Genomic DNA, 22531 nt, shown 5'->3' with positions numbered 1-22531 from the left:
GATACAATCTATATCACTCAAGTTGATCGAAGTTGTTTTTAATTATCTTTCCATCCGTTATCATCTGCACTAACTCTGATTCAGTCGCATTTGGATAATACTGGTGATCAGGGAACGGCTTTGAGCACATGCGATTCTCAATAAGGTCAGCAAGCGACTTTTCGCCGTTTAAGATTTGTTCCGCATGAACCTTGCACGGAAATAATCCAGATAGATTACCTCTAAGTCGAAGCATTGTCTGAAAATGCATATCCAGAGTATGCCCTTCAAAAGTGAGAGCCATCCCTCTTACATATTCCTCTATGCAACATTGGGGATATCCGAAATATATACCCAATGCCCGAGTCGAAGCCAGAAGGTGATCGTGGTTTGAAATGTCCATGGTGATTTAGTTTAAAAAGGTAGTTTGAATGAAGATGCTTCTGCTGGAAACTGCTGGTGAGGAGACCATATTCTATTGGTGCGCATGTCTGCTTTCAATTCGACCGGACCGGTCTCACCAGCCCTGTTCTTGGCGATAATGTATTCAAGGTCATTGGTGTAAATAAATTCCTCCCCTTTCTCTTTTGCGGCAAGCGCATCATAGTAATCTTGGCGATAAAGGAAAATTACAATCGATGCATCCTGTTCGATCTGACCAGAGTTTTTTAAATCGCTTAGCTGCGGTCGCTTGTCTCCACCGCGTGACTCGTTATTCCTGGAGAGCTGCGCAAGTTCGACGAGTGGCACCCGAAGCGAACTTTTTAAGTGTGTCAACTTTTCTTGAACCGACGTAACCACTTTGGTTTTATCCGACGAATCCCGGATTGTCCGATCACGGATTAATTGGATATAATCAAAGAACAGTAACCCGATCCCGTATTTCCTTTTCCAGTTTCTTAGCGTTAGGCATATATCGTTTATGTCCCATGAGTTCGTGTTTTCATAATAGTAGATTGGCAGGTTTTCGAGCCTTTTGCGGCGTGCCTGTACGATTTCCTTTTGGTTTTGCGCCAAACGGCCTTTGTCAATGTCACTAGAAGGAAAACCGGTTAATCCTGACATAATCCTGCTGGTGAGTTTGTATTTTCTCATTTCCAGAGAAACAAATCCAACCGGTATTCCAGAAAGTGCAGCATGATATGCGTGGAATATTCCACTTAAAGTCTTACCCATGCCCGGTCTGCCAGCGATGACTACAATATCATCCTCCTCCCATCCACCAGTCAGTTCGTTAATATCCGGAATCCCTGTTTCTATGCCGGAAAGCCCCTTTGTGATTGGGCGGTTCATCGCCCGTTCCATTTCGTCGAGTGATTCTGAAAAGTTATTTCCGTTGACTGGCCGGTTCCGGGTTGTCACGATCTCGGCAGTTTGATTGACCAGCTGATCCAGCTTATCTACTGATTCATTGGCTGCGATCATGGTTTGGATTTCCATGGACTTTTCAAGTATGGCCCGCTTTACTGACAATTCCGACAGGCTTAGTGAATTCTGCCAAAGGGATGATTCTGAGGTGAAAAACTTCCTGATCTCCTGATAGGTTTTCAGGATACCTCCTTTGCCGGATGGAACAATGGTTTGCAGTATTGCACTTTGCGTGACGTCTTTGCCAGAAAGATGGATACCGAAAATGACATCAAACAGGTATTTGTATTCCGGATTGAAAAAGCAGTCTGAATTTAGAATCTCTTCAACTTTGACTAACAACTCTGGTCGGTGGCTAAGCACCGCCAGAACGTCCCGTTCCAGGTCTTTCGAATATGGAGGCAAAAAAATGCTATTCATTTAAAATCTTGAACTGAGCGTGTTAAACATATCTTCATCAATATCACCATCTGCAATCATCTCATACAGAATGTTCATTTTCCCCTCCCTGCTTTTTGCCTCAAATTCTTTTTTATCCGGTTTTGTCAGCTGGTACAAGTGGCCGTATTTTCTCGCTTGTTCCATGAATGATGGATCAATACGAACCGGAAGATTCAAAGGGCGATCTTCTTCACCCAACAGAACTATTTCTTTCAACTGACCGGGGCGCTTGGGACGCTTAACGCAGAAAAGGATATCATACCCGCAGTTCTTGCACTTAACTGCGTAGAGGACATCGCTCTGTGGACGCGCCGGTGGCTGATCCATTATTGGAACGCATCTACCTGAACAGACTGGTTTATCATTCATTCTGGATTCGGTTGAGGTTTTGGGGAGTTCAGATATTTTCGGCGCGGCGGTGTACCATCAGTTGCCGGTGCAGCTGTTGTTGATTGTTTTTCTGCTAATTGGTCTAACTCCCAGGCTTTCAATTCAAATATTCCTGTCCAGTTATGCTCAATCGCCTTTTCTAACATCCGTACGGCTATGACCTCCGAAAAAGTACCCAGCTTATTCAGCTGTATTTCTACTGCTGATTTTGTCAGCTTTGATCCGCCTTGCTTTCGGTGCTCAACCCAGGATTTCCAAGCTTCAAAGAATAACGGTGATTTATCAAAAGGAAGATCGACAAGCATAGGATCGAACAGATCCTTTTTTTTACTTCCTTCCTTTCTTTCTTTCTTCCTTTGCGGCAAACTGACTGAATTTTGCTCGATTATTCCGGAAGTTTCCGGAAGTTTGGTCGATTCTTCCGGAATAACTGGCGATTCTTCCGGAAGAATAACGAGGTTTTTGGGGATTTCCGGAGTGCTTCTCTTTGCTTTTTTACTCCAATCGACAAACCTGCTTTGAATCGAAATTGATGTCAATATTCCCTTTTGTTCAAATAAAGTCTTGTCAAATAAGCCAATCTCGGCACAATAGGAAACGATCTCTTTCACGACACTTTCCTCAATGTAAAAACACTCCGAGACATCAAACGCAACATTACTATCGAACTCCATATAACATCCCTTACCGCGATAAATTTCGCATAGCAGGTAGTCGTACACAGCCATACCGTTGCCGCTGAACTCTTTTTTCAATCGTTTAATTTTAATGTCGGAATATCGATCAGTGTCAGTGCTGTAATAACTAAAACCAGTTTTACTATTTGCCATAAAGTGGGGATAGATTATTGAGCTTTCGAAAAAGGGTTTACGATATCGGCGGCAAGCCAAATAGTATCCCCGTCCGAACAAAGCAATTCGTGGCTTATGCAATCACTAAAAAACTTTTTTGTGATATCTGGACGCCACAAATGCTTAAAGTCGGGGTTATGCTTCATCTTGATTGGCTTATTCCCATTACACTCCAATGTGTCAGCCACAAACACAAACGCTAGTTCTCCCTCGATTCCCCACACTGGATTTAAGCGAGCGATCTTGTTCTTTCGCGACTGCTTCCAGGCAGCATACTTTTTGTAGTCGAATTTCATCGGTCGGCCTTTTATGAGATTTGGTAGTAAGGGGCAATTAATATTTCACTAGCGATGGCCGCTGGACAGGGTGACGCAGCTTATATTGATCAAACTCTCTGCCGGTGCGGCTTTGGTTGATGAAAAACCAGGCCTGATTCTTTAATTTCGCTTCAAATGATTTTTCGGCTTGCAGTCGCTCAATTTGGGCTTTAAGATCCTTGATCTCAGCCTGTAATTGCTTTTCTTTCATGTTCGAAGGGTTAAATGATTTTATCAAAGTATTTCACATAAATCTTGTCCATTTTCTCGAGAAGCTCTCGGTTAAGACCATCCAGGTAACCGTTGTTTGCCCGTTTCTCAAAATAAATTGTTGCAACTTGAAGAACGATTGAATTGAAGGTGGCCTGATGGCTTAACACATCAGCCATCTCATGTGATCGGTTTGAAGTGGGTATCTCCTGTTCTTCTAAATTTTGACCAGTAGGCTTAAATCCGATTGGTTGACGTGACTCCGGGTAGCGAGATTGGTCAGGTGCACTCCTCCAAAATGCCTTAGCATCTGTGACAGCCTTGTTTGTTTTCTGAGCTCTCATAGTGAACATTTGATTAAGGTTGAAGATTAGGTTAAATGCGACTTTTATTGGGGCCGACCCGGCCAGATTCTAAATATCTCACGAGGTCCGTTTTCTTGAAATAAAGTCGGGCACCTCTTATGATATGAGGAATCCGCTTTTTTAATTCGTACACATGCGGCTCCGAGCAGTCCAGGAATGCGGCCGTTTTCGTTACTGTGAAATACTCTTCGGTATCTACGCCATTTTTGTCGAACTTTTCTTTAATAGCAGCGTCAATTTTGGCTTCAAACCGGTCAAGGCGGGATAGAATTGTGTCAAATGGATTATCCATATATGTATTATGCAGGTTGAACTTTGGTTGATGTTATCCGTTGATCTTGTGATGTTCGAAATTGAAAACGAGTGATTGAAGACATGCAAAACTTAGGAAAACCGATCCTCCTTCATTGATCAACCTCACCCCATAGGTTGGATGGAAACTCTTGTAATGACCGAAGTAGCCATCTTCCCCGGAAGACGCACATATATTTTTGCAGAGCACAACCTCGTTGACATCTGGCAACTCGTCGGCAAGCTCAACGAACGACATATAAACGTCACTATTCTTATCAATTTCGGTAAATGACCCGTCCAGCCGGAAGTTTTCAGCTAATTTTAGGAAGACAACCTCTCGGGCTGCAAACAAACGTTCATAGTCTTGCTCAGACATGTCCGATCCTTCCGGCAACATTTTATATCTCCGGGCGCAATCGTCAATCGTTTCTTGGTGGAATCGAATTAAAACTTTGTTGACCTTCATTTTCAGGTGGACGTTATCGGAGGCTTCGACCTCTTTCAATATCCTTTCGATTGTGATGGCGCTGGCTTCAATTGGAGAGTAGAGAGCAACTTCGTAGTCGTTAATTAGCTGCTTTTCATAAGCTGTCAGCTTTGCTTTTTTTATTTTACTGGACATAGTTTTCCCGTTTAGGATTTTGGTGGAAATCCGGTGAATGGTTAGAAAAGAATTAGGTAATACTCTAGAAGGCTGGTTCGGTCGCTGGTTCCTGGACCGTGCAGTTGAAAGGCATTTGAATGTGATCCTTAAATTGATCCGGATACTTATCAATAACTCCTACCCGCACAGCTTTCGGAGGGTAAACACCTACCCCCATTTTGTCACAGGTATACGCTCTTGAACTTCGACCGTCTCCCACTATGATCTCTGATTTGATCAGATGTTTGCACGTAAAGCAGGGTGTAAAATTCTCGGCTTTTCTCGGGCAAAACTGTTCGTGCTTTTCGCACGCAAACTTGACGAGGTAATGTTTACCGCAGTGATCGCACTGGTGGATTGCTTTTGTAGATGATTTCATGGTTGGGAAATGGCTATGAATTCCCGGTACAATCTACTCTCAACCCTCTTACGGATATTGGCAATGGTATTTACAGATTTAACGTTGTGCTTTTTACAAAGTACTTGAGATACCTTCACTTTCATTGCACCTGGCTTGGCACAAAGCATTTGGAACTCTTCGTAAATTTCACGTTCCCTGTTTTCTCTGGAAATTGCGTAGTCTGTTTTTAAATCTTGCATGGTAGTACCGTTTAATAACCTTTTACTTACATTTGCGTATAACTTAGTATTTTTACTTGTGTTAACAGTTAAGTTGATACAAATATATACTTGCTTCAACTACTTGTGCAATACTTGCGTGTAAGTATTTTACCGACCTTAAAAATTTAGAATCAATCTAAACTAATGAATACAATTGGATCAAGAATCAGCGAATTGATGGCAGGTAACAAAGTAACTGCCTATTCGTTATCCAAAATGTCAGGACTATCGGAATCAACCCTAAGTCGGATTATTCGTGACTTATCTACACCATCGATTACTTCTATCATCCTCATTGCCAAAGCGTTAAGTGTTAGTTCGAAATGGCTTAGAACAGGTGAGGGGCCAATCTACGGAGATGTGGACGATGAAGTGATAGAAAGCGATGAAGAAAAAAACAGGTTTGCAGATCGACTTAATCACCTTCTAACTAAAAAGCGATTAACGTTGTATGAGTTCTCAAGAAAGACAGGAATTAGTCGTAGTACGTTAAGTGCTCTATTACATGGAGCGGAATTGGGTAAACACTCGACCGCAATCAAGATATTGAGTGCCTTTCCAGACGTAAATGCAAACTGGCTTTTTGTTGGCGGAAATATCCCAATCTTTAATGATACTAGGGCAACGTCGAGTCGATCGGAAGCAATTGAAGACATAGAGAGGAGCCGAAAATTTTCAAATGGGAAAGAAATACCTTCACTTCAAGACACAGATGCACTTGAAATAATAAAGCGAGAAGACGGGACAGAGTTCAGACATCTCGGAGAAGACCGGTATCTCCTTATAACGCCATTCGTTGAATCATATGAGTTCAACGAATATTTTATGCAATGGGAATATCTCTCTTATTTTGACAAATTACCAAAACATGCAGTGGTCGTAGAATCTCTAAATTTTGGAGTCCATCGATCATTTGAATGTACCGGTGACGCAATGGACGATGGATCTAGAAAGGCGATCTGTGATGGGGATATTGTGACTGGGAGACGTTTCGAACCCAAATACTGGAAAAAAGGCCTCGGGCTTTTCAAAATAATGAATTTCATCGTCCATTCTAACGAATCTATCTTTCCCGCTTCGATCGCAGAATACGATGTTGGAAATGAAACAATTAAATGCTCATTTCTTAACCCTCATAAGACTTCATACCCGGATGTCACAATCAAACTTGACGATATTCAGGAGATTTACAGCATAATAAAAGTGGATCAGAGAAGTATATAGTTTAAAACTATCAACCAATAAAAAACGAACAATTATGGAAATCGAACAAATTATTGCCGAAATGAAAAGTCAAATAGCCGACCTGACTGAACGTGTATTTGACCTAGAAAGACAATTAAACAATTACGTAAAAAAAGAAGATTCTGAAAAAGATCTAGATGACGAACTTAAAAATTACCAGCGTTCACAGGGCAATCGAGGTTGATCTCTTTATCTTTTGCGCTTGCTTCCAAAAGGGTTCTTCATTACATAATCTTCCACCTCTCGATCGATCTCATCCAGGGTCTTGACGCGGTTTTTGCTAAGCCAGGCTTCGATTTCCTCAATATTAAAAAATAACTTGTTACCAATAGGCTTGTAATGAGGAATCAATGCCTTGGCGGTTAGGTTATAAATGTATTTTTTCGAATATCCAGTGTATTCGACTAGCTCATCCAAAGTGATCATTTTTTTTACTTGATGTCGGCCCACGGATTCGGAATTACCATGCAGTGACGGCGCGATCTTTGAGAGACCGTCGCAAATTAAGCGAAGATCCTTGATCGCAGCGAATAATTCATCCATCGTTTCCGGATCGACAATGGTTAGATGTTTTGTCATGTTTTGCTTTTGATTAAGAATATGAGGATAACCAATCTTTCAAAATTAATAACCAACCGCGTTGATTGCATGAAGATACTATTCTACCTCGCCTTAATTACCTTTCTCCTATCCTGCGAACCAAATGACCCATTAAAAAGGGCAATACCAACTGGAACGAGAGTTAATGGGAATATGTACTATAAAACCAAGCTTGGAAAGTGCTTTTACATTGACCCCAGCACTGACAAGCGCGTGTACATCGCAAAAAGATACTGTGGTTTATAGTATCATCCACCTGTACACATTCAACAAAACCAATATGTCAAAATTTGTCGATAGAGTGAAAGAGTTGAATTGCCAGGCAGCAATAGCGATCCTGGCACAATATGATATGGATGATCTCGACTCGTTCCAAACGCCAAAAGCGAGTTATGATCTTCGGGATAAAGAAGAACACGGCCGATTGACTTTGATCCGAACTGCCATTTGGAATTTGATGAAAAAGTTTGCCGAGAGCGAAACCCCTGAAAATATAAATCACCTGATAGATGCAGTTGATCAATTGCGACCATTCAAGCGCGAGGTTTAGAATTTACCCTCTGCTCTGCGTTTTAATAAGTTCTATCAAGTCCTATTAAGTATCCTATCATCGTGAAATTCATCGTGATATAAAGAAAAAAGGGTTAGCTAAATTAGCTAACCCTTTGATTTTCAAGAGCCCCCAGTCGGGATCGAACCAACGACCTACTGATTACAAGTCAGTTGCTCTACCAGCTGAGCTATGGAGGCCTTTTTTAATTCCTGATACCGTTTGTTATTCCGTTATCATGGTGCAAAAGTAGTAGGAAGGACTATACAATGCAAACCATTCAAAGTATTTTTTCTGATCTTTTTTCATCATTTTAGATAGCCTCCTGAATAATAGTCAGTTGGTGTTTAAGTTCATCCAACTGATTCAGGGCACTATTTATCTTTCTTTCAAACTCTGCCTTCAAACGATCGGAAGTTTTGGACTTCGCGAAAAATTCAATATTGTTCTGCCACAATGCGATGTCATTTTCCAGCTGCGTCACCTTCCGTCTGATATCGCTTTCCTTTCTGTAAAGGTTGCGGCTGCTTTCACCGTCGCGCACCAATTCCACTTCGCTTTCCAATACCGCCTGTTCCTTTTCTTTAGTAGAAAGCTGGCCGATGGCGCTCACATATGTATTGATCGCAGCAATGTACCGTTTCTGGATCGCCTGCATGTCTTTCTTTGGCACAAACCCGATAGACGCCCATTCGGTTTTAAATGCGCCGAGCAGGTTCAGTGAAGATTCATCTTTACTCTTTGCAGCATCCTCGATCCGTGTAATCAGATCTGTTTTGCGTTTAAGGTTTACCTCAAACTCTTCCTCCACCTCTTTGTTTTTCGAACGTTTCTGATCAAAATATGCGTCACATGCTTTTTTGAAACGATCGTAAATGGTGTCTTTATATTTCTCCGGAACCTGACCAATGCCTTTCCATTTTTTCTGCAGCTCAATCACTTTTTGAGTCGTAGACGGATTGTCCTCACCGGTAGCCAGAATGCTTTCTGCCTCCGTGCATAGTTCTGTTTTCAATTCGAGATTCTGCTCGCGCTTCGACTCCAGCTGACGGAAAAACTCGCCTTTGTTGTTAAAGAACGTTTTCAGCGCAGCCCAGAATTTCTTGCTCAGATCCTTGCCTTCTTCACGTGGCATAATGCCTTTTAATGCTACCCACTGATCCTGAAATGCCATGATTTCTTTTGTTTTGGCATTCCATTCCTTAATGCTTCCCGAGTTATAAGTTGTAAAAGGAACAATCGCTTCATAGATCTGTAGCTTTTGTTCAAAATTTTCCTGCATTGATTTTTTCTGCTCTGCAAACTGGCCGCGTTGCGCATTATAAAGAACGTCCATCGCCTCTTTGAAACGCTGCCAAAGCTTTTCCTGATCCTCTTTCGGAGCCGGACCCAAATGCTTGTAATCTTCAAAAATGTGATTAGCTTCATTCAGGATCTCCTTGGTCATAGGTCTGGTTTCCAGCGATTTACCAAGCTCCTCCACTTTCGCACATAATTCTGCTTTCAATTCGGAATTACGGCGTCTGTCGAGTTCTTTCAGTTCGAAGTAAATGTTCCGGTTGCTGAAATAACGGTCGATCAATGCATTGTAAGTCGCCCAGAGCGTTCCGTTGTGCGGTGAAGCAATATTTCCCGCCTGTTTCCACTCGTCCTGGATCTTTTTAAACTCCTCCCAGCTCGATTTGACACCCGAGGCATCCGTTTCGCGCCCTTCATTATCCAGCAACACACGCAGACGTTGCAAAAGAGCTGTTTTAACATTAAAATTCTTTTCCTTTTCCTTCTCCTGGCTCTGATAAAACGAATTTTTCAAACCACGGATCTCGCGGCTAAGCGAATCTATTTTTTGCGTTTCGGCATCGTATTTATATTCAAAACCTTCTTCACCGCCCGTATCAGCGATAAATGCTTTCAAGGCAGCTTCCCTATCCTTCAATTTCAACTGATCCAGGACCGGACGAATCTCCTTTGCAGCAGTCTCTGCTTTTTTGAGCGTAGCAGGCTTCAGACCCTCTTTTTGAATGGAGGCAAGTTCGTTTTCTAACAAGTTAACCAACTGTTCCTTTGACAATTGAGTATAATCTACATCCGGCGTTTCTTCCTCATGCTCTTCCGTCAACTCGTTATTAAGATCAATTTCAAGGGTGTCGACCGCTTTTTGTTCCAGGTCTTCCTGCTCTTCGCTTTTGACCCCTTCTTGTTGTTCTTGTGCCATCGTGATTCTTGTTTCGTAAGTACGCATTCTCTGGATTACAAATCTAATAATCTTTCCAGTGAAATGGCTACTTTTGGCTTCCCAACATTACACTTATTAGTACCTGATGGACCATAATATTGCAAAAATAAGGCATGATTATCAGTTAAAAGGACTTCATGAAGACGATTTGAACCCCGACCCTCTCAAACAGTTCCGGTTATGGTTTCAGGAAATCATCGACTCGGGTATTTCGGAACCCAATGCCATGGTACTCGCTACGGTCTCCGGCGGCCGGCCATCGGCACGAGTCGTGCTTCTGAAAGACCTTGACGACACAGGCTTTTCCTTTTTTACAAATTATCAAAGCAAAAAAGGAGAAAGCATCGCGGGGAACCCGCAAGTTGCACTCACATTCTTTTGGAAAGAGTTTGAGCGCCAGGTCAGGATCGAGGGTCGTGTAACTAAGACCTCCGATTCTGAATCAGCCGAATACTTTGCAGTACGTCCACGGGGAAGCCAGATAGGGGCATGGGTTTCCGATCAAAGCGAAGTTATTCCCAACCGGCGGTTTCTGGAAGAAAAAACCTGGGCATTTGAAGATAAATTTGAAGGTGGAGAAGTGCCAAGACCTCCTCACTGGGGCGGTTACCGGGTGATCCCGGACTACATCGAATTCTGGCAAGGCCGCCCGAGCCGGCTACACGACCGGCTGGTTTATTCGAAAGATGAGGATGGAAATTGGAAAATAGAAAGGCTATCCCCTTAAAAAAGTTGTCACCCTGAGCGGAGTCGAAGGCGTTATCTGGGGGAGTAACGCCCTTCGACTGCGCTCAGGGTGACAAAGAGAGACTGCGCTCAGGGTGACAAATTTACCTCTCACTCATCGAAACAAAATCCCGTTTCGGCGCTCCAACATATACCTGACGCGGACGGCCGATCGGTTCTTTGTTCGTACGCATTTCTTTCCATTGCGCGATCCAGCCCGGCAGACGGCCTATTGCAAACATCACGGTAAACATATTAGTTGGGATACCTAATGCACGATAAATGATACCTGAGTAAAAATCGACATTCGGATACAATTTACGTTGTACGAAATATTCATCCTCCAATGCAGCTTTTTCAAGACGCTGGGCGATTTCAAGAACCGGATCGTTGATCCCCAGTTTGTTAAGAACATCGTCAGCCGCTTTTTTGATGATCCTTGCGCGTGGGTCAAAGTTTTTATAAACGCGGTGGCCAAATCCAAACAGGCGGAATCCGCTGCTTTTGTCTTTTGCCATATCAATGTATTTCTGCGTATCACCACCATCGTTCTTAATGGCTTCCAGCATTTCAATTACTTCCTGATTGGCACCGCCGTGAAGTGGGCCCCATAAAGCGCTGATCCCGGAAGAAATGGACGAGTAAATATTGGCGTGTGACGAACCGACCAGCCTGACCGTCGAAGTCGAACAGTTTTGCTCGTGATCGGCATGCAGGATCAACAGTTTATTTAATGCAGCTGAAACAACCGGATCCACATTATATTTCGAAACCGGCAACGAGAACATCATATTCAGGAAGTTCGAGCAATAATCCAGGTCGTTCTGAGGATAATTTACCGGATGCCCCTGAGATTTTTTGTAAGACCAGGTAGCAATGGTCGGCAGCTTCGAAAGCAAGCGGATGATGTGTAATTGTATCACTTCTTCTGTATTCGACTCAGCAGTATCCGGGTAAAACGAGCTCATCGCACTTACCAGCGAGGACAGGACGCCCATCGGATGCGCATTTACCGGAAATCCTTCGAAGATTTTGCGCATATCCTCATTAACCAAAGTATGCGTCCGTATTTCGTGCTCAAATGTCGCAAATTGCTTTTCGGTAGGAAGCTCGCCGTAGATTAACAAATAGGCAACTTCCAGAAATGACGCTTTTTCAGCTAAATCCTCAATCGAATATCCCCTGTAATTTAAGATCCCCTCTTCGCCATCCAGAAACGTGATCGCGCTTTTCGTAGCACCGGTATTTTTGTAGCCAGCATCAATGGTAATATACCCTGTCTGGTCGCGTAATTTTGCAATATCTATCGCCTTTTCCTGTTCACTTCCTTCAATAATGGGGAACTCATACTTTTTACCATCAAGGGTCAATTCAGCTATTTGGGACATACAATTAAGAATAAATTAAAAAAGGTTAAATGACTAGCCGGAGCAAATCAGGTCAATTCAATTCAAAGATTTTTCCTCTTACTGATTTACTTATCCGGCAAATTAATTTTGTGTTAATCTGGCCCGAATTAACCATTTTTCGAGCCGACACAAGCCGCAATATCCTAAAAAAAGCGTGTACTTTCTATTATTATGCATGTTTTATTTGTGAAAATGCCACACCTGAACAATATTCTTTCACAATAAGAAGGTTTTATAATACTATTTTTTTTCCGGCACTTTACCACCCTCAAAAGTCTCGTCAACCCGCTCTTTCAGCAAAAATCTTTTGACCAAATACCGACTGTAAACGCCCATCAGGATCACCGGGAGCAGGTGCGCACCGTAGATAAATGCCTTTCCGGTGATGCGATACGCGAAGCTTGAAAAAGTGATGTACACATACATAAACCACCCGATCGCCACCGCAGCCAGAATCAGATAACCAATCATCGCGTTCTTTCGCTTTGAGAACCTGAAAATCAGCTCGCAGATTAAAATCGAAATGCCGACCACCAACGAAACCGTGAGCAGAGCCCGCGGAAAATTACGGATATAGCTATGCTTATAAACCAGAACCCCGATTTTGCCGATCAGATTGGGGTGCGCCAGCAAATAGGCGTCTGTTACGCTTAACACAAGCAGCAGTAAAATGCTGCTTAATTTTCTGTTCATTTATTACGACGTCGTTTTCGATTAGGTACTCTTACTCTATACCCGCCAAATTGTTTTTAAATTCCCAATACCGCTCCGTGATGAACTGAATTTTGCGATCATCATTCCAGCCGTCTTCCAGCCAGTTGATCGTCAGTCCGTCTTTTTCCATTTTCCGGAAAAAAGTCATTTGCCTTTTTGCATAGCGATGGATTTCAGTTTCAAGTTTGGTGATCATAAAATCATAAGTCGATTCACCTGTCAGATACTGGGTAATGTATTTATATTCAAGCCCATAATAAATCAACTGCTCCGGCGTCAACCCATTTTCAAGAAGTTTCCCCACCTCTTCGACCAGCCCATGATTCAGCCTTTCCTGCAATCGTTTGCTGATCCGCTCGCGCCGGACTTCCACCAGTGGTTGCAGTCCAAAAAGAATGGCAGGATACTGTATGTCCCGCGATTCGGGTTGAAATGGCTGATCCGGAGTATTCTTTAGAAATTCCGCAATCTCAACAGCTCTGATCAGCCGCTTCCTCGTAGAAATGTCCGCAAAGGCGTGATAAGCGGACTCAGTGGCATTAAATCGACTCAAAATTTCAGGAGTCGGAAGAATTTCCAGTTCCTTTCTCAACACTTCATCGACCGGAACGGATGCGAAGGCGTGACCTTTCAGTAAAGAATAAATGTAAAATCCGGTTCCGCCACAAACGATCGGAATGGTCCCGTTCGCCGCAATCTGCTCATACGCATTTGCAAAATCGTGGTGAAAATCGCTTACATTATATTGCTCGCCGGCTTCCCGGATATTGATCAAATGATAAGGTATCTGATGCCCATTCACAAAATATTCGCCCAGATCTTTTCCCGTACCGATATCCATGTCCCGGTAGATCTGCCGCGAATCCGCACTCAGAATTTCCCCGTGCACTGCACGGGCTACCTGCGTAGCAAGCTTCGTTTTTCCCGAAGCAGTCGGGCCGAGAATTATAAGTAAAGGTGGTTTTGACAAGTCTGACATGTGATTCAAAACCGTTGATATCCAACATATTTAATGCTTCCCATATTAAATATCTCAATGCTTGTTTCATCCGGAAATTTCTCCGCATTCACGCCTTTTGACAATCTCGACATCGTTTTGGGATTCAGATAAAATGCCTGAGGAGGTTTTAAACCACGATTTTCGAAACCTAATTTTGCATACCCGGCACCATCGGACCAGTCAAGGTCAGCGTAAGTCATAATGTCGTCAGGCTCCCGGTCATGGATGAATGCATGCAGCAATTTGTCAAGTCCGCCGACCACATTCGTTTGCAGCAAGCTCCCAAACCGGATCAGTTCGAAGGATTTAAATGGCTTATTTTCTTTCTGAAAAATCCTTGGATAACTGAATATCGCAACCGCAACAAGCAATTCCTCTGATTCCATATTTAGCTCAAAATCTTTGTCCAGAACCCGGAAATAACGTTTTGGCAAAAACAATCCAAACCTGAATTTTGTATTTACGGAACCATTCAAATGATTTTTTTCTAAAAATGCTGCTGCGATTTCTTTATCAATGCGCCGCGCCAAAGTAAGTCTCCCCGGGATCTTTTGCGAGATGCCCATCATCGCATGCAATCTTGATTTGACGATTTCTTTCGACCTTAACCAATAATCTTCCCAGATCAACACGCATTTATTGCCCGCATGACGCTGCTCGTGAACATGTTGAAAGCATATTTCCAGTTCAGCAAAAGAACCCGATTGTCGCCAGGAATGAATGGAAACGAGTGCGAGCTGCATCAAGATCCCGCCATTTTTTTCAATTTGAATGCAGGAACAAAATGTTACTTCAAATTCCCGGATTACGCACTGATATCCTGCCGAAACAAGCCATTCGGCAACTTCTTCGGGAAATGTCAATGCAACTTTCAATGGCAGATTTTGGATTAGCAGGGCAATTTCGGAAAAACAGAACAACAAAAAAACGCGCCGTTTGACGCGTTTTCAATTTCTAGGAACAAAAACCTTATTTACCCCCAAGGCCAAAGATGACCCCAACGTTCACACCGCCAAAGTTCGAGGTAGATTCAAAATCGACATTACTTGCCGATCCGGTCGTGGAAGCATGGTTCTTATTTCCGAATACAAAATGGTAAATACCTTCCACCTGGATCCCCAGATTGCCGAAAGCAAAGACCAGACCCGCACGTGGCGCTGCCCCGAAATTGCTGTGTTTCGATGATTCAAGAATTGTATTTCCATTGAATTTCGCATCGTATTTTGAAAAATATACACCTGCGTCACCACCCACATACGGGCGGATCGCGCCGGTCGCAAAGAAGTAATCCAATGTACCGGTCACCGGTGTCAGCGTCCCGGTTGTGCTCAATGTCTGTCCTGCAACCCGGTAATCGCTGCCGTCCGCGTAGATTTTACCGGCAATACCAAATGCAAACTGGGGAGAAGTGAATACTCTCAAATTGACACCACCACCTGCCACAGTTTTCGAATCTTCCACATTGGACTTTGCGATACCTCCCTGAAGACCTAACGAAAATTGGGCATAAGATGCCGTACTAAGTGTCAAAATGAACGCTGCTATTGCAAGCGAACGTAGTGATTTGTTTTTCATGTCTGATACTTTAAATGGTTAATACCTGACCACTTTCCAATATCAGTCCATCGGGGAATAGTTGAATTACGTAAAACCCTTGATCAACTATATATCAATGGTTTGTGACTTGCACCACATTTCCATTATACTATTTTATTCTAATTATTGCTGTGCAAATTATTCCTCATTGTGACGTGCTGCCTCCCAACCGATCAGTGCTTTTTTGCGGAGGCTGCCCCAGCGGTACTCTCCCAAAACACCTTCCTTGCGGATCACCCGGTGGCAGGGTATCAGGTAGGCGATCGGGTTGTCGCCCACGGCGGTTCCAACGGCGCGAACAGCGCCCGGGTTACCGATACTTTGCGCAATTTGCTGATAAGTAGTAACCGCCCCTTTTGGAATGCTGAGTAGTGCTTCCCACACTTTCAACTGAAAATTCGTCCCCTGAACGAGCAGTGGCAGTTTTTCCAATGATTTTTTCTCAGGCTGAAAAATACGGCCAATGTAATTTTCGGTAATGTTCTGATCTGGTGAGATCGAAGCATAATGCCATTTCTTTGCGAGCTGGATCAACTGATCGTCCCGGGTGGCTTCGTCGACGAACGCCATTGCGCATATTCCTCGTTCCGTAACTGCAAGAAAACAATCCCCGAAAGGGGTTTTGTGAAAACCATAACTGATTTCCAAACCTTTCCCGGACGTCTTGAATTCCTGGGGCGTCACTGCTTCAATGGCCATAAAATGATCGTAGACCCTACTTTGGCTGGAAAGCCCGGCCGATTCAGCCAGCTCCACGAGATTGGAAGATTCCCGGATCTTGTCTTTGAGGTAGCCTGCGGTGATGTACTGGAGAAATTTCTTCGGGCTCACGCCAGCCCATTCAGTAAACACGCGCTGAAAGTGAAACTGGCTGATACTTACTTCCTCAGCGACGTCAAAAAGCGAAGGTTGTTCCTTTGCATTGGCGACGATGAATTCGATCGCTTTGGCAATTTTCTCGTAATTATAAGTTTGCTGGTCCATTTGCTTGGTTTTTTGGTTTACAAATTTGGCCTGCATTCCGATGTTCTTCAACCTGAAACTTGCTCAATAACATCGCCATAAACTAAGATCCATTCAAAAATCATCCGCTCGAAAAAACGGCTTGCGAAATATAAGACTAACCGGGAAATCTACTAACGTAAAGAGCTCCTTTGGGGAGCTCTCACTATCGGATCAATAATCCTTTTTGCTGTCTTTTTTCGCCTTTTTCTCTGCCCGTTTTTCTTTCAGGTTCTTTTCCGGCTCCTTTTTGGTACTTCCTTTGTCAAGATTTTTGCCCTTTGCCATGACTTCGTTGATTTTTTAAGTTAACGTTTCTAAATAACTGAAATAGTAAGAAAAATTGTATTCAAAAGTGCCGGATTATTGGCCCTGCGTGATCCAGTCCATGATCAGGTTTGCCCTCGCACCTGTATCACCCGAACTCGGGCTTTTACCCTCTCCTCTCAGTTCCTTCACAATATGGCCAATTAATGGTTCTTGCACATGTTTAGGATAAGGAATATTGAAAACCTCCGTTCCGTTTTCTGTTTCAAGTTTGATGTCGAATTTTTCAAAAAACGAAAAAGTAATGCGGCCTTTCGATCCCACAATTTGCGCCTGATCTTCCCGCTGCTCTTTATTGACGGTATAACACCAACTTCCTTTTCCTAAAATGCCCGATTCAAATTCAAAATGAGCCACTACAATGTCGTCGGCTTCATAAAGCCCGGCCTGGTTCCGCGCTATTCCGTGCGCAAACTTAACAGGACCGAAGACATATTCAAGGAAATCGAACTGATGCGAAGCAAGATCATGGAAATGGCCGCCACCTGAAATTTCCGGATTTACACGCCAGCGCGGTTTTGGATTTTCGCCAACTTCCTCATCATAAGGCTGCCATTGCAGGCAAATGTCGACAAAACGCAAATCGCCGATTGCATTACTATCGATCAGTTCTTTCACTTTTAAGAAATAATCCAGCGAGCGACGGTAATAAGCAACAAAAACAGGGATCCCCGTGCGTTTGCTTTCGGCATTAATGCGATCGCATTCCGCCGCATTACGAGCCATTGGTTTTTCGATATAAACAGGTTTGCCTGCCGCCATTGCTTTGAACGCCAGTCCTTCATGCGCATCGGGCGGGGTTGCAATGTAAATGGCATTCACATCCGGATCATTGATCAGCTCATCGGCATCAGAGTACCATTTCGGCACATTGTGACGCGATGCATAGTCCGCTGCCAGCTCCGCATCCCTGCGCATGACAGCAACCAGACTGGAATTTTCAACCCGGTTGAATGCAGGACCACTTTTTACTTCGGTCACATTTCCACAGCCGATAATTCCCCATTTTATTTGATCCATGATAAGAAGGTAAGATTTGAACTAAACAATCAGCATAATAATTATTTATTGCAGGAAATCTACTTTAAACGAAAAGCAACTTTTTAACCCAAATATGGAATCTCAACCCAATAATCCGCTGCACGGAAAAACATTGGAAAGCATTATTAACGAACTGGTGGACTATTATGGCTGGGAGCAACTGGGTTATCATGTAAACATCAACAGCTTTCAGTATGAGCCAAGTGTGAAATCCAGTCTCAAATTTCTGAGAAAAACTCCCTGGGCCAGGAAGAAAGTAGAAGATCTTTATCTTAAGATGCAAGAACGGAAATAGCTATATTACAAAAACGATTTGAACTAAACAGGCATTAAAGCAATATGGCTTTTGTAGATTATTATCAAATATTAGAACTGGACAAAACGGCTGACGACAAAGCAATTAAAAACGCATATCGTAAGCTTGCAAGAAAATACCACCCCGATCTCAACCCAAACGATAAAGAGGCGCAGAAAAAATTCCAGCAATTAAATGAAGCCAATGAAGTATTGAGCGACCCAGAAAAACGCAAAAAATATGACCAATATGGCAAGGATTGGCAGCATAGCGAGGAATTTGAGCGGGCAAGACAATCCCGTGGAAATGCGGGCGGGCAAGGGTTTACAGGCGGCGGCGACCAGTTCTCAGACTTTTTTGAATCCATGTTCGGATCCGGGAGCGGGTTTAGCGGAGGCGGACGCGGCGCGCGTTACCGCGGGCAGGATTATCAGGCCGACGTAAATCTCACCTTGCGTGATGCTTACGAAGCACACAAACAAACATTAACGGTAAACGGGAGGAATATCCGCATTACCATTCCGGCCGGGATCGAAAACGGGCAAACGATCAAGATTGCAGGCCATGGAGGAAAAGGCACAAACGGTGGCCCCGACGGGGATTTGTTCATTACATTTAGCATTGAGCCGGATAGTAAACTGCGAAGATCGGGCAATGATCTTCATCTCAAAGCCGAAGTGGATTTATATACCGCTGTATTGGGCGGCGATCTGGTCATCGAGACATTGAGCGGAAAATTGAAACTGCCGGTTAAACCTGAAACACAGAATGGAAGTATCGTCCGCCTGAAAGGAAAGGGTTTTCCGGTTTACAAAAAAGAGGGACAGTTTGGAGATCTGTACGTTACTTTCGATGTAAAAATCCCGACAAATTTAACCGAGCGCCAGAAAGAACTGTTTACAGAATTAGCTAAATCCTAATCCATCACGCTATGGAAAATGATCAATTGATAGCGATAGAAACATTTTGCACCTTCTATAATGTGGAATATTCCTTTGTAGAATCGTTGCGGAACAATGAACTGATCGAGACGGTGGTCGTGGACGATCACCGTTTCCTGGAAATCCCACAATTATACAAACTGGAACGGATGGTGCGCCTGCATCACGATCTGGACATCAATCTGGCGGGGATCGGCGCCGTAAATTCCCTGCTCGACCGCATCGATTCCCTCGACCGGGAGATCGTTTCACTCCGGAACAAGCTCAGGTTCTATGAGCCGGGTTTGTGATAAAACTTTCTTTCGGCGATAACGGGCGTATCTTTGCGCACTTTATAGTGTTGCAGCCAGGATTGGACCGGTTTGCAAAATCCGTTATTTATGAAATTTGAAGATTACCACATTGCGGCAGAGATCAAACGAAGTCTGGAGACAGCCGGCTTCAAACGTCCAACCGATATTCAGTTTAAGGCCATTCCGGCCATTATTAAAGGAGAAGATGTTTTAGCGATTGCTCAGACGGGAACAGGAAAAACCGCTGCATTTGCTATTCCGGTTGTTGATAAGCTGCACAAACAGAAGACTTCCAGCCGCTCAGAGGGTATTAAATGCGTCGTAATGGTGCCGACCCGCGAGCTCGCGATCCAGATCACGGAGGTATTTAATCTCATCGCAAGGCATACCCGGGTAAAAGCATTTAGCGTGTTTGGAGGCGTGGATCAGGACCCGCAAATCGCCAAGCTGGAAAAAGGCATTGATATTTTGGTATCGACTCCGGGCCGTATGTTCGATCTGGTAAGTCAGGGTCACATCAAACTGGACCGGATCGAAACACTGATCCTCGACGAAGCCGACCACATGCTTGATCTTGGTTTTATCAAGGACATTCAGGATCTGATCAAATTTCTTCCGAAAAACAGACAAACCCTGTTTTTTTCGGCTACCATTAATGAGCGCATTAAAAAGCTCGCTTACTCGCTCGTTCGGAACGCCATACGCATTCAGATTTCCCCCAATAACCCGGTGGCACGAAATATCAACCATTCCGTCGCATATGTGGCAATGGACGATAAACGGTTTTTTCTGGAACGGATCATTAAAGAACATCCCGAAAGCAAAATCCTGGTTTTTGTTCGCACCAAAGTTCGCGCGGAACGGGTTTACAGCGCGCTCGAAAGAATGGAAATTAAAAGCGTGACCATCCACGGTGATAAGGAGCAGGCAGACCGGCTGGTAGCGATGAATGAATTTAAAAAGGGTACAATCAAGATTTTGATCGCCACCGATGTCAGTGCCAGAGGGATCGATATTCCGAATGTAGATTATGTCGTGAATTACGATTTGCCGGAACAGCCCGAAAATTACGTTCACCGCGTCGGCCGGACGGGGCGCGGGACGCAGAAAGGACTTGCGGTTTCTTTTGCAAGTCCGGAAGAAAAACCTCTGCTGGATGAGATCCAGACGTATCTCGACAAACCCATTGACGTGGTTTCGATCAGCTCGTCGGATTATTCCCAGACACTTGACTTCACCGCGGATACTTCCGGCGATTTGAAAGCTTTGATGAAAGAAGTGGAGGATTACGAAAGTTTGAAGAAAAAGAAGAAGAAAAAATAACTAAAAAAGGCTGCGGGAATGTTCCGCAGCCTTTTTTAATCGAGTTAAAAACGATTATTCTTCGAATTTGTCAGCAATAATCTGACCACGGATTTCTCCGAAAACATTTTGCGCAGTAGGGATGTTGACATACAACATTCCCAGGATTAGCATGGTTTGCTGTTCAGTATTGAGCTTCTGCGTTCCCTGCACCTGATTTCCTGTCGGCTTTGAAGCCAATGGGAAAAGGATCGGACCAGCTTCCCAAGCCGGGTTCGCACTATGGATATTTACCGAAGTCGGCGTAACGTTCTGATAAGTAATGTTGTATTTAAGCTCCATGGTAGCTTTGTTATATTCAAAGACACCGGTGCCTTGGCCAGATGATGTTGCTTTGGGAACAGTTGGGCTACTATTTATAACGGCGGAGAATTTGACAATGTCGTCTTTGTGAGGCCCCTCATCGGAACACGAAGAAACAAATCCTAACATTACAACACCGGCGATCAATAGTAAAAATTGTTTCATTGGCTTTTTCATACATCAGTAATTTAAAAATTTAACGCTTAAATATACACACAAAGTCATACGCAGCAAAAATGATACCACATCTCATTCAGATATTCCATAAATCACTTTTGCGGATGTAAACAATCCTGCTGTTCCAGATTACCCTGTTCCAGTGATCCACAGACCCGATTATGGTTAACTTATGCCCCTTCCCTACCCGTTCCACAACCGAAGCTGCGGAGGAAGGTTCTTCCCTGAGAAATGTATTTTCATTGACGATAATACAGGTCTGATAAAGCGAAGGTACATTGACGATGGCCAGCAACGCAAGCAAATAAACGACGATGGAAATCTTGTGAATTTGTAAAACAGGCTCCATCCGCCGCGCTTTTGTAACCATAATCACTACAATGTAGGTGCCCAAAGTTAGAAGCAATATTGGAATGTAACCGCCATATCTTCTATAAAAAATAATAAAATAGTTGTAATCATCAAACTCATAGCCACTTAGATTCTGTTCTTCCGCCAGCTTATCCATTTTCTCAAAAAGCCTGCGGGACGGATTAACAAGTGCGAGTTTGCTGAGATAAAACAGGCAGTCCGAGTAATTATTTGTTTTTTCAGACAGAAAGGCCAGTTTAAGAAGTAGCGCCTGACTATTTTTTTCGTCCTTGCTGAAATTTTTTTTGTACAAAACCAATGACTCCGGATACCGCGCCATAGCGAACAGAGAATCAGCCATTTTCAACTCCGGTTTGTCGGCGCAACGAGCCGATGTAAATCCCAAAATCGAATATAGGAATGCAACGAGAAACAGGTATTTATTGTGTGGGGCTTGCATTATAGTTTTTAGAATTCTACTTTTGCATCGCAATTACGGAAAAGCACTGGGTTAATCCAACAATTGTAATTTTCTAAGCTTCGTCAAAAAAGCCAAAAAATTAAAGGATTCCGTAGCTCAGCTGGTAGAGCAATACACTTTTAATGTATGGGTCCTGGGTTCGAATCCCAGCGGGATCACTTGAAGAAATAACAAAAAGCATCAAAAGCCTGCAAATCAAACGATTGCAGGTTTTTTGTTTTCCGTATTATCCCAAAACATTCAATTCTCTACAAATTTTTGGTGAGTAATTCGGTGAGTTAGACAATCTGCCAATTTTACTCACCAAAATCGCTGTAACTCATTGTATAACAACTTGTTTACCGTGTAAACATCTTGTGCTGTAAGGGCTTGCAAGACTACTTTTGTTCAACTTTTTAACCTG

Annotated in this window: 29 protein-coding genes and 2 tRNA genes; 9 read left to right on the top strand and 22 right to left on the bottom strand. The window is 43.4% G+C overall.

The features are described from left to right. Positions 1–393 precede the first annotated feature (393 nt). The 10 genes from LZG72_RS23420 to LZG72_RS23375 all read right to left on the bottom strand — a co-directional run bounded on the left by LZG72_RS23420 (position 394) and on the right by LZG72_RS23375 (position 5458). Positions 394–1767, bottom strand: coding sequence for a DnaB-like helicase C-terminal domain-containing protein (locus LZG72_RS23420; RefSeq protein ID WP_233877563.1), 1374 nt, complete (start codon positions 1765–1767; stop codon positions 394–396). Continuing rightward, a complete protein-coding gene (locus LZG72_RS23415; protein WP_233877562.1) occupies positions 1768–2157 on the bottom strand; it encodes a hypothetical protein in 390 nt (129 codons plus the stop codon). It abuts the gene before it with no gap. After that, entirely contained in the window at positions 2154–3008 is an 855-nt protein-coding gene (locus tag LZG72_RS23410; protein WP_233877561.1) for a DUF4373 domain-containing protein, read from the bottom strand. Before LZG72_RS23410 ends, LZG72_RS23415 begins: the two co-directional genes overlap by 4 nt. A gap of 14 nt (positions 3009–3022) precedes the next feature. Further along, entirely contained in the window at positions 3023–3325 is a 303-nt protein-coding gene (locus LZG72_RS23405) for a hypothetical protein (protein ID WP_233877560.1), read from the bottom strand. A 37-nt stretch (positions 3326–3362) separates the two neighbouring features. Beyond that, entirely contained in the window at positions 3363–3557 is a 195-nt protein-coding gene (locus LZG72_RS23400; protein WP_233877559.1) for a hypothetical protein, read from the bottom strand. Between the two features lie 10 nt (positions 3558–3567). Next, positions 3568–3900 (bottom strand): hypothetical protein, encoded by a 333-nt coding sequence (locus LZG72_RS23395; RefSeq protein ID WP_233877558.1) that lies wholly within the window; start codon positions 3898–3900, stop codon positions 3568–3570. Between the two features lie 31 nt (positions 3901–3931). Further along, positions 3932–4213, bottom strand: a complete 282-nt coding sequence (locus LZG72_RS23390) for a helix-turn-helix domain-containing protein (RefSeq protein ID WP_233877557.1) — start codon at positions 4211–4213, stop codon at positions 3932–3934. 33 nt (positions 4214–4246) lie between these two features. Beyond that, positions 4247–4837 (bottom strand): hypothetical protein, encoded by a 591-nt coding sequence (locus tag LZG72_RS23385; RefSeq protein ID WP_233877556.1) that lies wholly within the window; start codon positions 4835–4837, stop codon positions 4247–4249. A 64-nt stretch (positions 4838–4901) separates the two neighbouring features. Then, positions 4902–5237: a hypothetical protein gene (locus LZG72_RS23380; protein ID WP_233877555.1), complete on the bottom strand. Its 336-nt coding sequence runs from the start codon at positions 5235–5237 to the stop codon at positions 4902–4904. Further along, positions 5234–5458 carry a hypothetical protein gene (locus LZG72_RS23375; protein ID WP_233877554.1) on the bottom strand — a complete coding sequence of 75 codons (225 nt, stop codon included), beginning with the start codon at positions 5456–5458 and terminating at the stop codon, positions 5234–5236. The genes LZG72_RS23380 and LZG72_RS23375 overlap by 4 nt, the downstream gene beginning before the upstream one ends. Before the next feature lie 165 nt (positions 5459–5623). On the opposite strand from LZG72_RS23375, the gene LZG72_RS23370 reads away from it, so the two are divergent. After that, positions 5624–6703 (top strand): helix-turn-helix domain-containing protein, encoded by a 1080-nt coding sequence (locus tag LZG72_RS23370; RefSeq protein ID WP_233877553.1) that lies wholly within the window; start codon positions 5624–5626, stop codon positions 6701–6703. A gap of 34 nt (positions 6704–6737) precedes the next feature. Continuing rightward, positions 6738–6908 carry a hypothetical protein gene (locus LZG72_RS23365; protein ID WP_233877552.1) on the top strand — a complete coding sequence of 57 codons (171 nt, stop codon included), beginning with the start codon at positions 6738–6740 and terminating at the stop codon, positions 6906–6908. A 5-nt stretch (positions 6909–6913) separates the two neighbouring features. Here LZG72_RS23365 and LZG72_RS23360 read toward each other — a convergent pair whose 3' ends face one another. Beyond that, positions 6914–7303 carry an AlpA family transcriptional regulator gene (locus LZG72_RS23360; RefSeq protein ID WP_233877551.1) on the bottom strand — a complete coding sequence of 130 codons (390 nt, stop codon included), beginning with the start codon at positions 7301–7303 and terminating at the stop codon, positions 6914–6916. Between the two features lie 301 nt (positions 7304–7604). Here LZG72_RS23360 and LZG72_RS23355 point away from each other — a divergent pair, with 301 nt between their 5' ends. Continuing rightward, on the top strand, positions 7605–7874 hold the full coding sequence (locus tag LZG72_RS23355; RefSeq protein WP_233877550.1) for a hypothetical protein: 270 nt from the start codon (positions 7605–7607) through the stop codon (positions 7872–7874). Positions 7875–8001: 127 nt separating this feature from the next. Here the strand turns inward: LZG72_RS23355 and LZG72_RS23350 are convergent. Further along, a tRNA-Thr gene (locus tag LZG72_RS23350) sits at positions 8002–8074 on the bottom strand. Positions 8075–8187: 113 nt separating this feature from the next. Continuing rightward, positions 8188–10089 (bottom strand): DUF349 domain-containing protein, encoded by a 1902-nt coding sequence (locus tag LZG72_RS23345; RefSeq protein WP_233877549.1) that lies wholly within the window; start codon positions 10087–10089, stop codon positions 8188–8190. Positions 10090–10195: 106 nt separating this feature from the next. Between LZG72_RS23345 and pdxH the strand changes: the two genes are divergently transcribed. Continuing rightward, entirely contained in the window at positions 10196–10837 is a 642-nt protein-coding gene (gene pdxH, locus LZG72_RS23340; RefSeq protein ID WP_233877548.1) for a pyridoxamine 5'-phosphate oxidase, read from the top strand. 103 nt (positions 10838–10940) lie between these two features. On the opposite strand, the gene LZG72_RS23335 is transcribed toward pdxH, so the two are convergent. From LZG72_RS23335 to LZG72_RS23305, 7 genes are all read right to left on the bottom strand, one after another. Then, positions 10941–12224: a citrate synthase gene (locus LZG72_RS23335; protein ID WP_233877547.1), complete on the bottom strand. Its 1284-nt coding sequence runs from the start codon at positions 12222–12224 to the stop codon at positions 10941–10943. Between the two features lie 261 nt (positions 12225–12485). Next, a complete protein-coding gene (locus LZG72_RS23330) occupies positions 12486–12938 on the bottom strand; it encodes a hypothetical protein (RefSeq protein ID WP_233877546.1) in 453 nt (150 codons plus the stop codon). 31 nt (positions 12939–12969) lie between these two features. Continuing rightward, a complete protein-coding gene (gene miaA, locus LZG72_RS23325) occupies positions 12970–13938 on the bottom strand; it encodes a tRNA (adenosine(37)-N6)-dimethylallyltransferase MiaA (protein WP_233877545.1) in 969 nt (322 codons plus the stop codon). Positions 13939–13943: 5 nt separating this feature from the next. Then, a complete protein-coding gene (locus LZG72_RS23320; protein ID WP_233877544.1) occupies positions 13944–14882 on the bottom strand; it encodes a hypothetical protein in 939 nt (312 codons plus the stop codon). Between the two features lie 46 nt (positions 14883–14928). Beyond that, on the bottom strand, positions 14929–15534 hold the full coding sequence (locus LZG72_RS23315) for a hypothetical protein (RefSeq protein WP_233877543.1): 606 nt from the start codon (positions 15532–15534) through the stop codon (positions 14929–14931). 159 nt (positions 15535–15693) lie between these two features. Next, on the bottom strand, positions 15694–16539 hold the full coding sequence (locus LZG72_RS23310; protein ID WP_233877542.1) for a methylated-DNA--[protein]-cysteine S-methyltransferase: 846 nt from the start codon (positions 16537–16539) through the stop codon (positions 15694–15696). 381 nt (positions 16540–16920) lie between these two features. Continuing rightward, a complete protein-coding gene (locus LZG72_RS23305) occupies positions 16921–17904 on the bottom strand; it encodes a Gfo/Idh/MocA family protein (protein ID WP_233877541.1) in 984 nt (327 codons plus the stop codon). A gap of 94 nt (positions 17905–17998) precedes the next feature. Here LZG72_RS23305 and LZG72_RS23300 point away from each other — a divergent pair, with 94 nt between their 5' ends. From LZG72_RS23300 to LZG72_RS23285, 4 genes are all read left to right on the top strand, one after another. Beyond that, positions 17999–18220: a VF530 family DNA-binding protein gene (locus tag LZG72_RS23300; protein ID WP_233877540.1), complete on the top strand. Its 222-nt coding sequence runs from the start codon at positions 17999–18001 to the stop codon at positions 18218–18220. A 44-nt stretch (positions 18221–18264) separates the two neighbouring features. Next, positions 18265–19140 (top strand): DnaJ C-terminal domain-containing protein, encoded by an 876-nt coding sequence (locus LZG72_RS23295; protein ID WP_233877539.1) that lies wholly within the window; start codon positions 18265–18267, stop codon positions 19138–19140. An 11-nt stretch (positions 19141–19151) separates the two neighbouring features. After that, the gene (locus LZG72_RS23290) at positions 19152–19451 is read left to right on the top strand and encodes a chaperone modulator CbpM (RefSeq protein WP_233877538.1); all 300 of its coding nucleotides are present in this window, start codon (positions 19152–19154) and stop codon (positions 19449–19451) included. 90 nt (positions 19452–19541) lie between these two features. Then, positions 19542–20777 carry a DEAD/DEAH box helicase gene (locus tag LZG72_RS23285; RefSeq protein ID WP_233877537.1) on the top strand — a complete coding sequence of 412 codons (1236 nt, stop codon included), beginning with the start codon at positions 19542–19544 and terminating at the stop codon, positions 20775–20777. Between the two features lie 54 nt (positions 20778–20831). Here the strand turns inward: LZG72_RS23285 and LZG72_RS23280 are convergent, their stop codons facing one another. Together LZG72_RS23280 and LZG72_RS23275 are read right to left on the bottom strand one after the other, a co-directional pair. Continuing rightward, positions 20832–21296: a CHRD domain-containing protein gene (locus tag LZG72_RS23280; RefSeq protein WP_233877536.1), complete on the bottom strand. Its 465-nt coding sequence runs from the start codon at positions 21294–21296 to the stop codon at positions 20832–20834. A gap of 76 nt (positions 21297–21372) precedes the next feature. After that, positions 21373–22107, bottom strand: coding sequence for an SH3 domain-containing protein (locus tag LZG72_RS23275; protein ID WP_233877535.1), 735 nt, complete (start codon positions 22105–22107; stop codon positions 21373–21375). A 106-nt stretch (positions 22108–22213) separates the two neighbouring features. Here LZG72_RS23275 and LZG72_RS23270 point away from each other — a divergent pair. Continuing rightward, positions 22214–22286 (top strand) — tRNA-Lys (locus LZG72_RS23270). The last annotated feature ends 245 nt before the right edge of the window (positions 22287–22531 follow it).

The sequence above is a fragment of the Dyadobacter sp. CY323 genome (assembly GCF_021390245.1).
GTDB lineage: Bacteria > Bacteroidota > Bacteroidia > Cytophagales > Spirosomataceae > Dyadobacter.
This window is presented reverse-complemented; position numbering and strand designations above follow the sequence as displayed.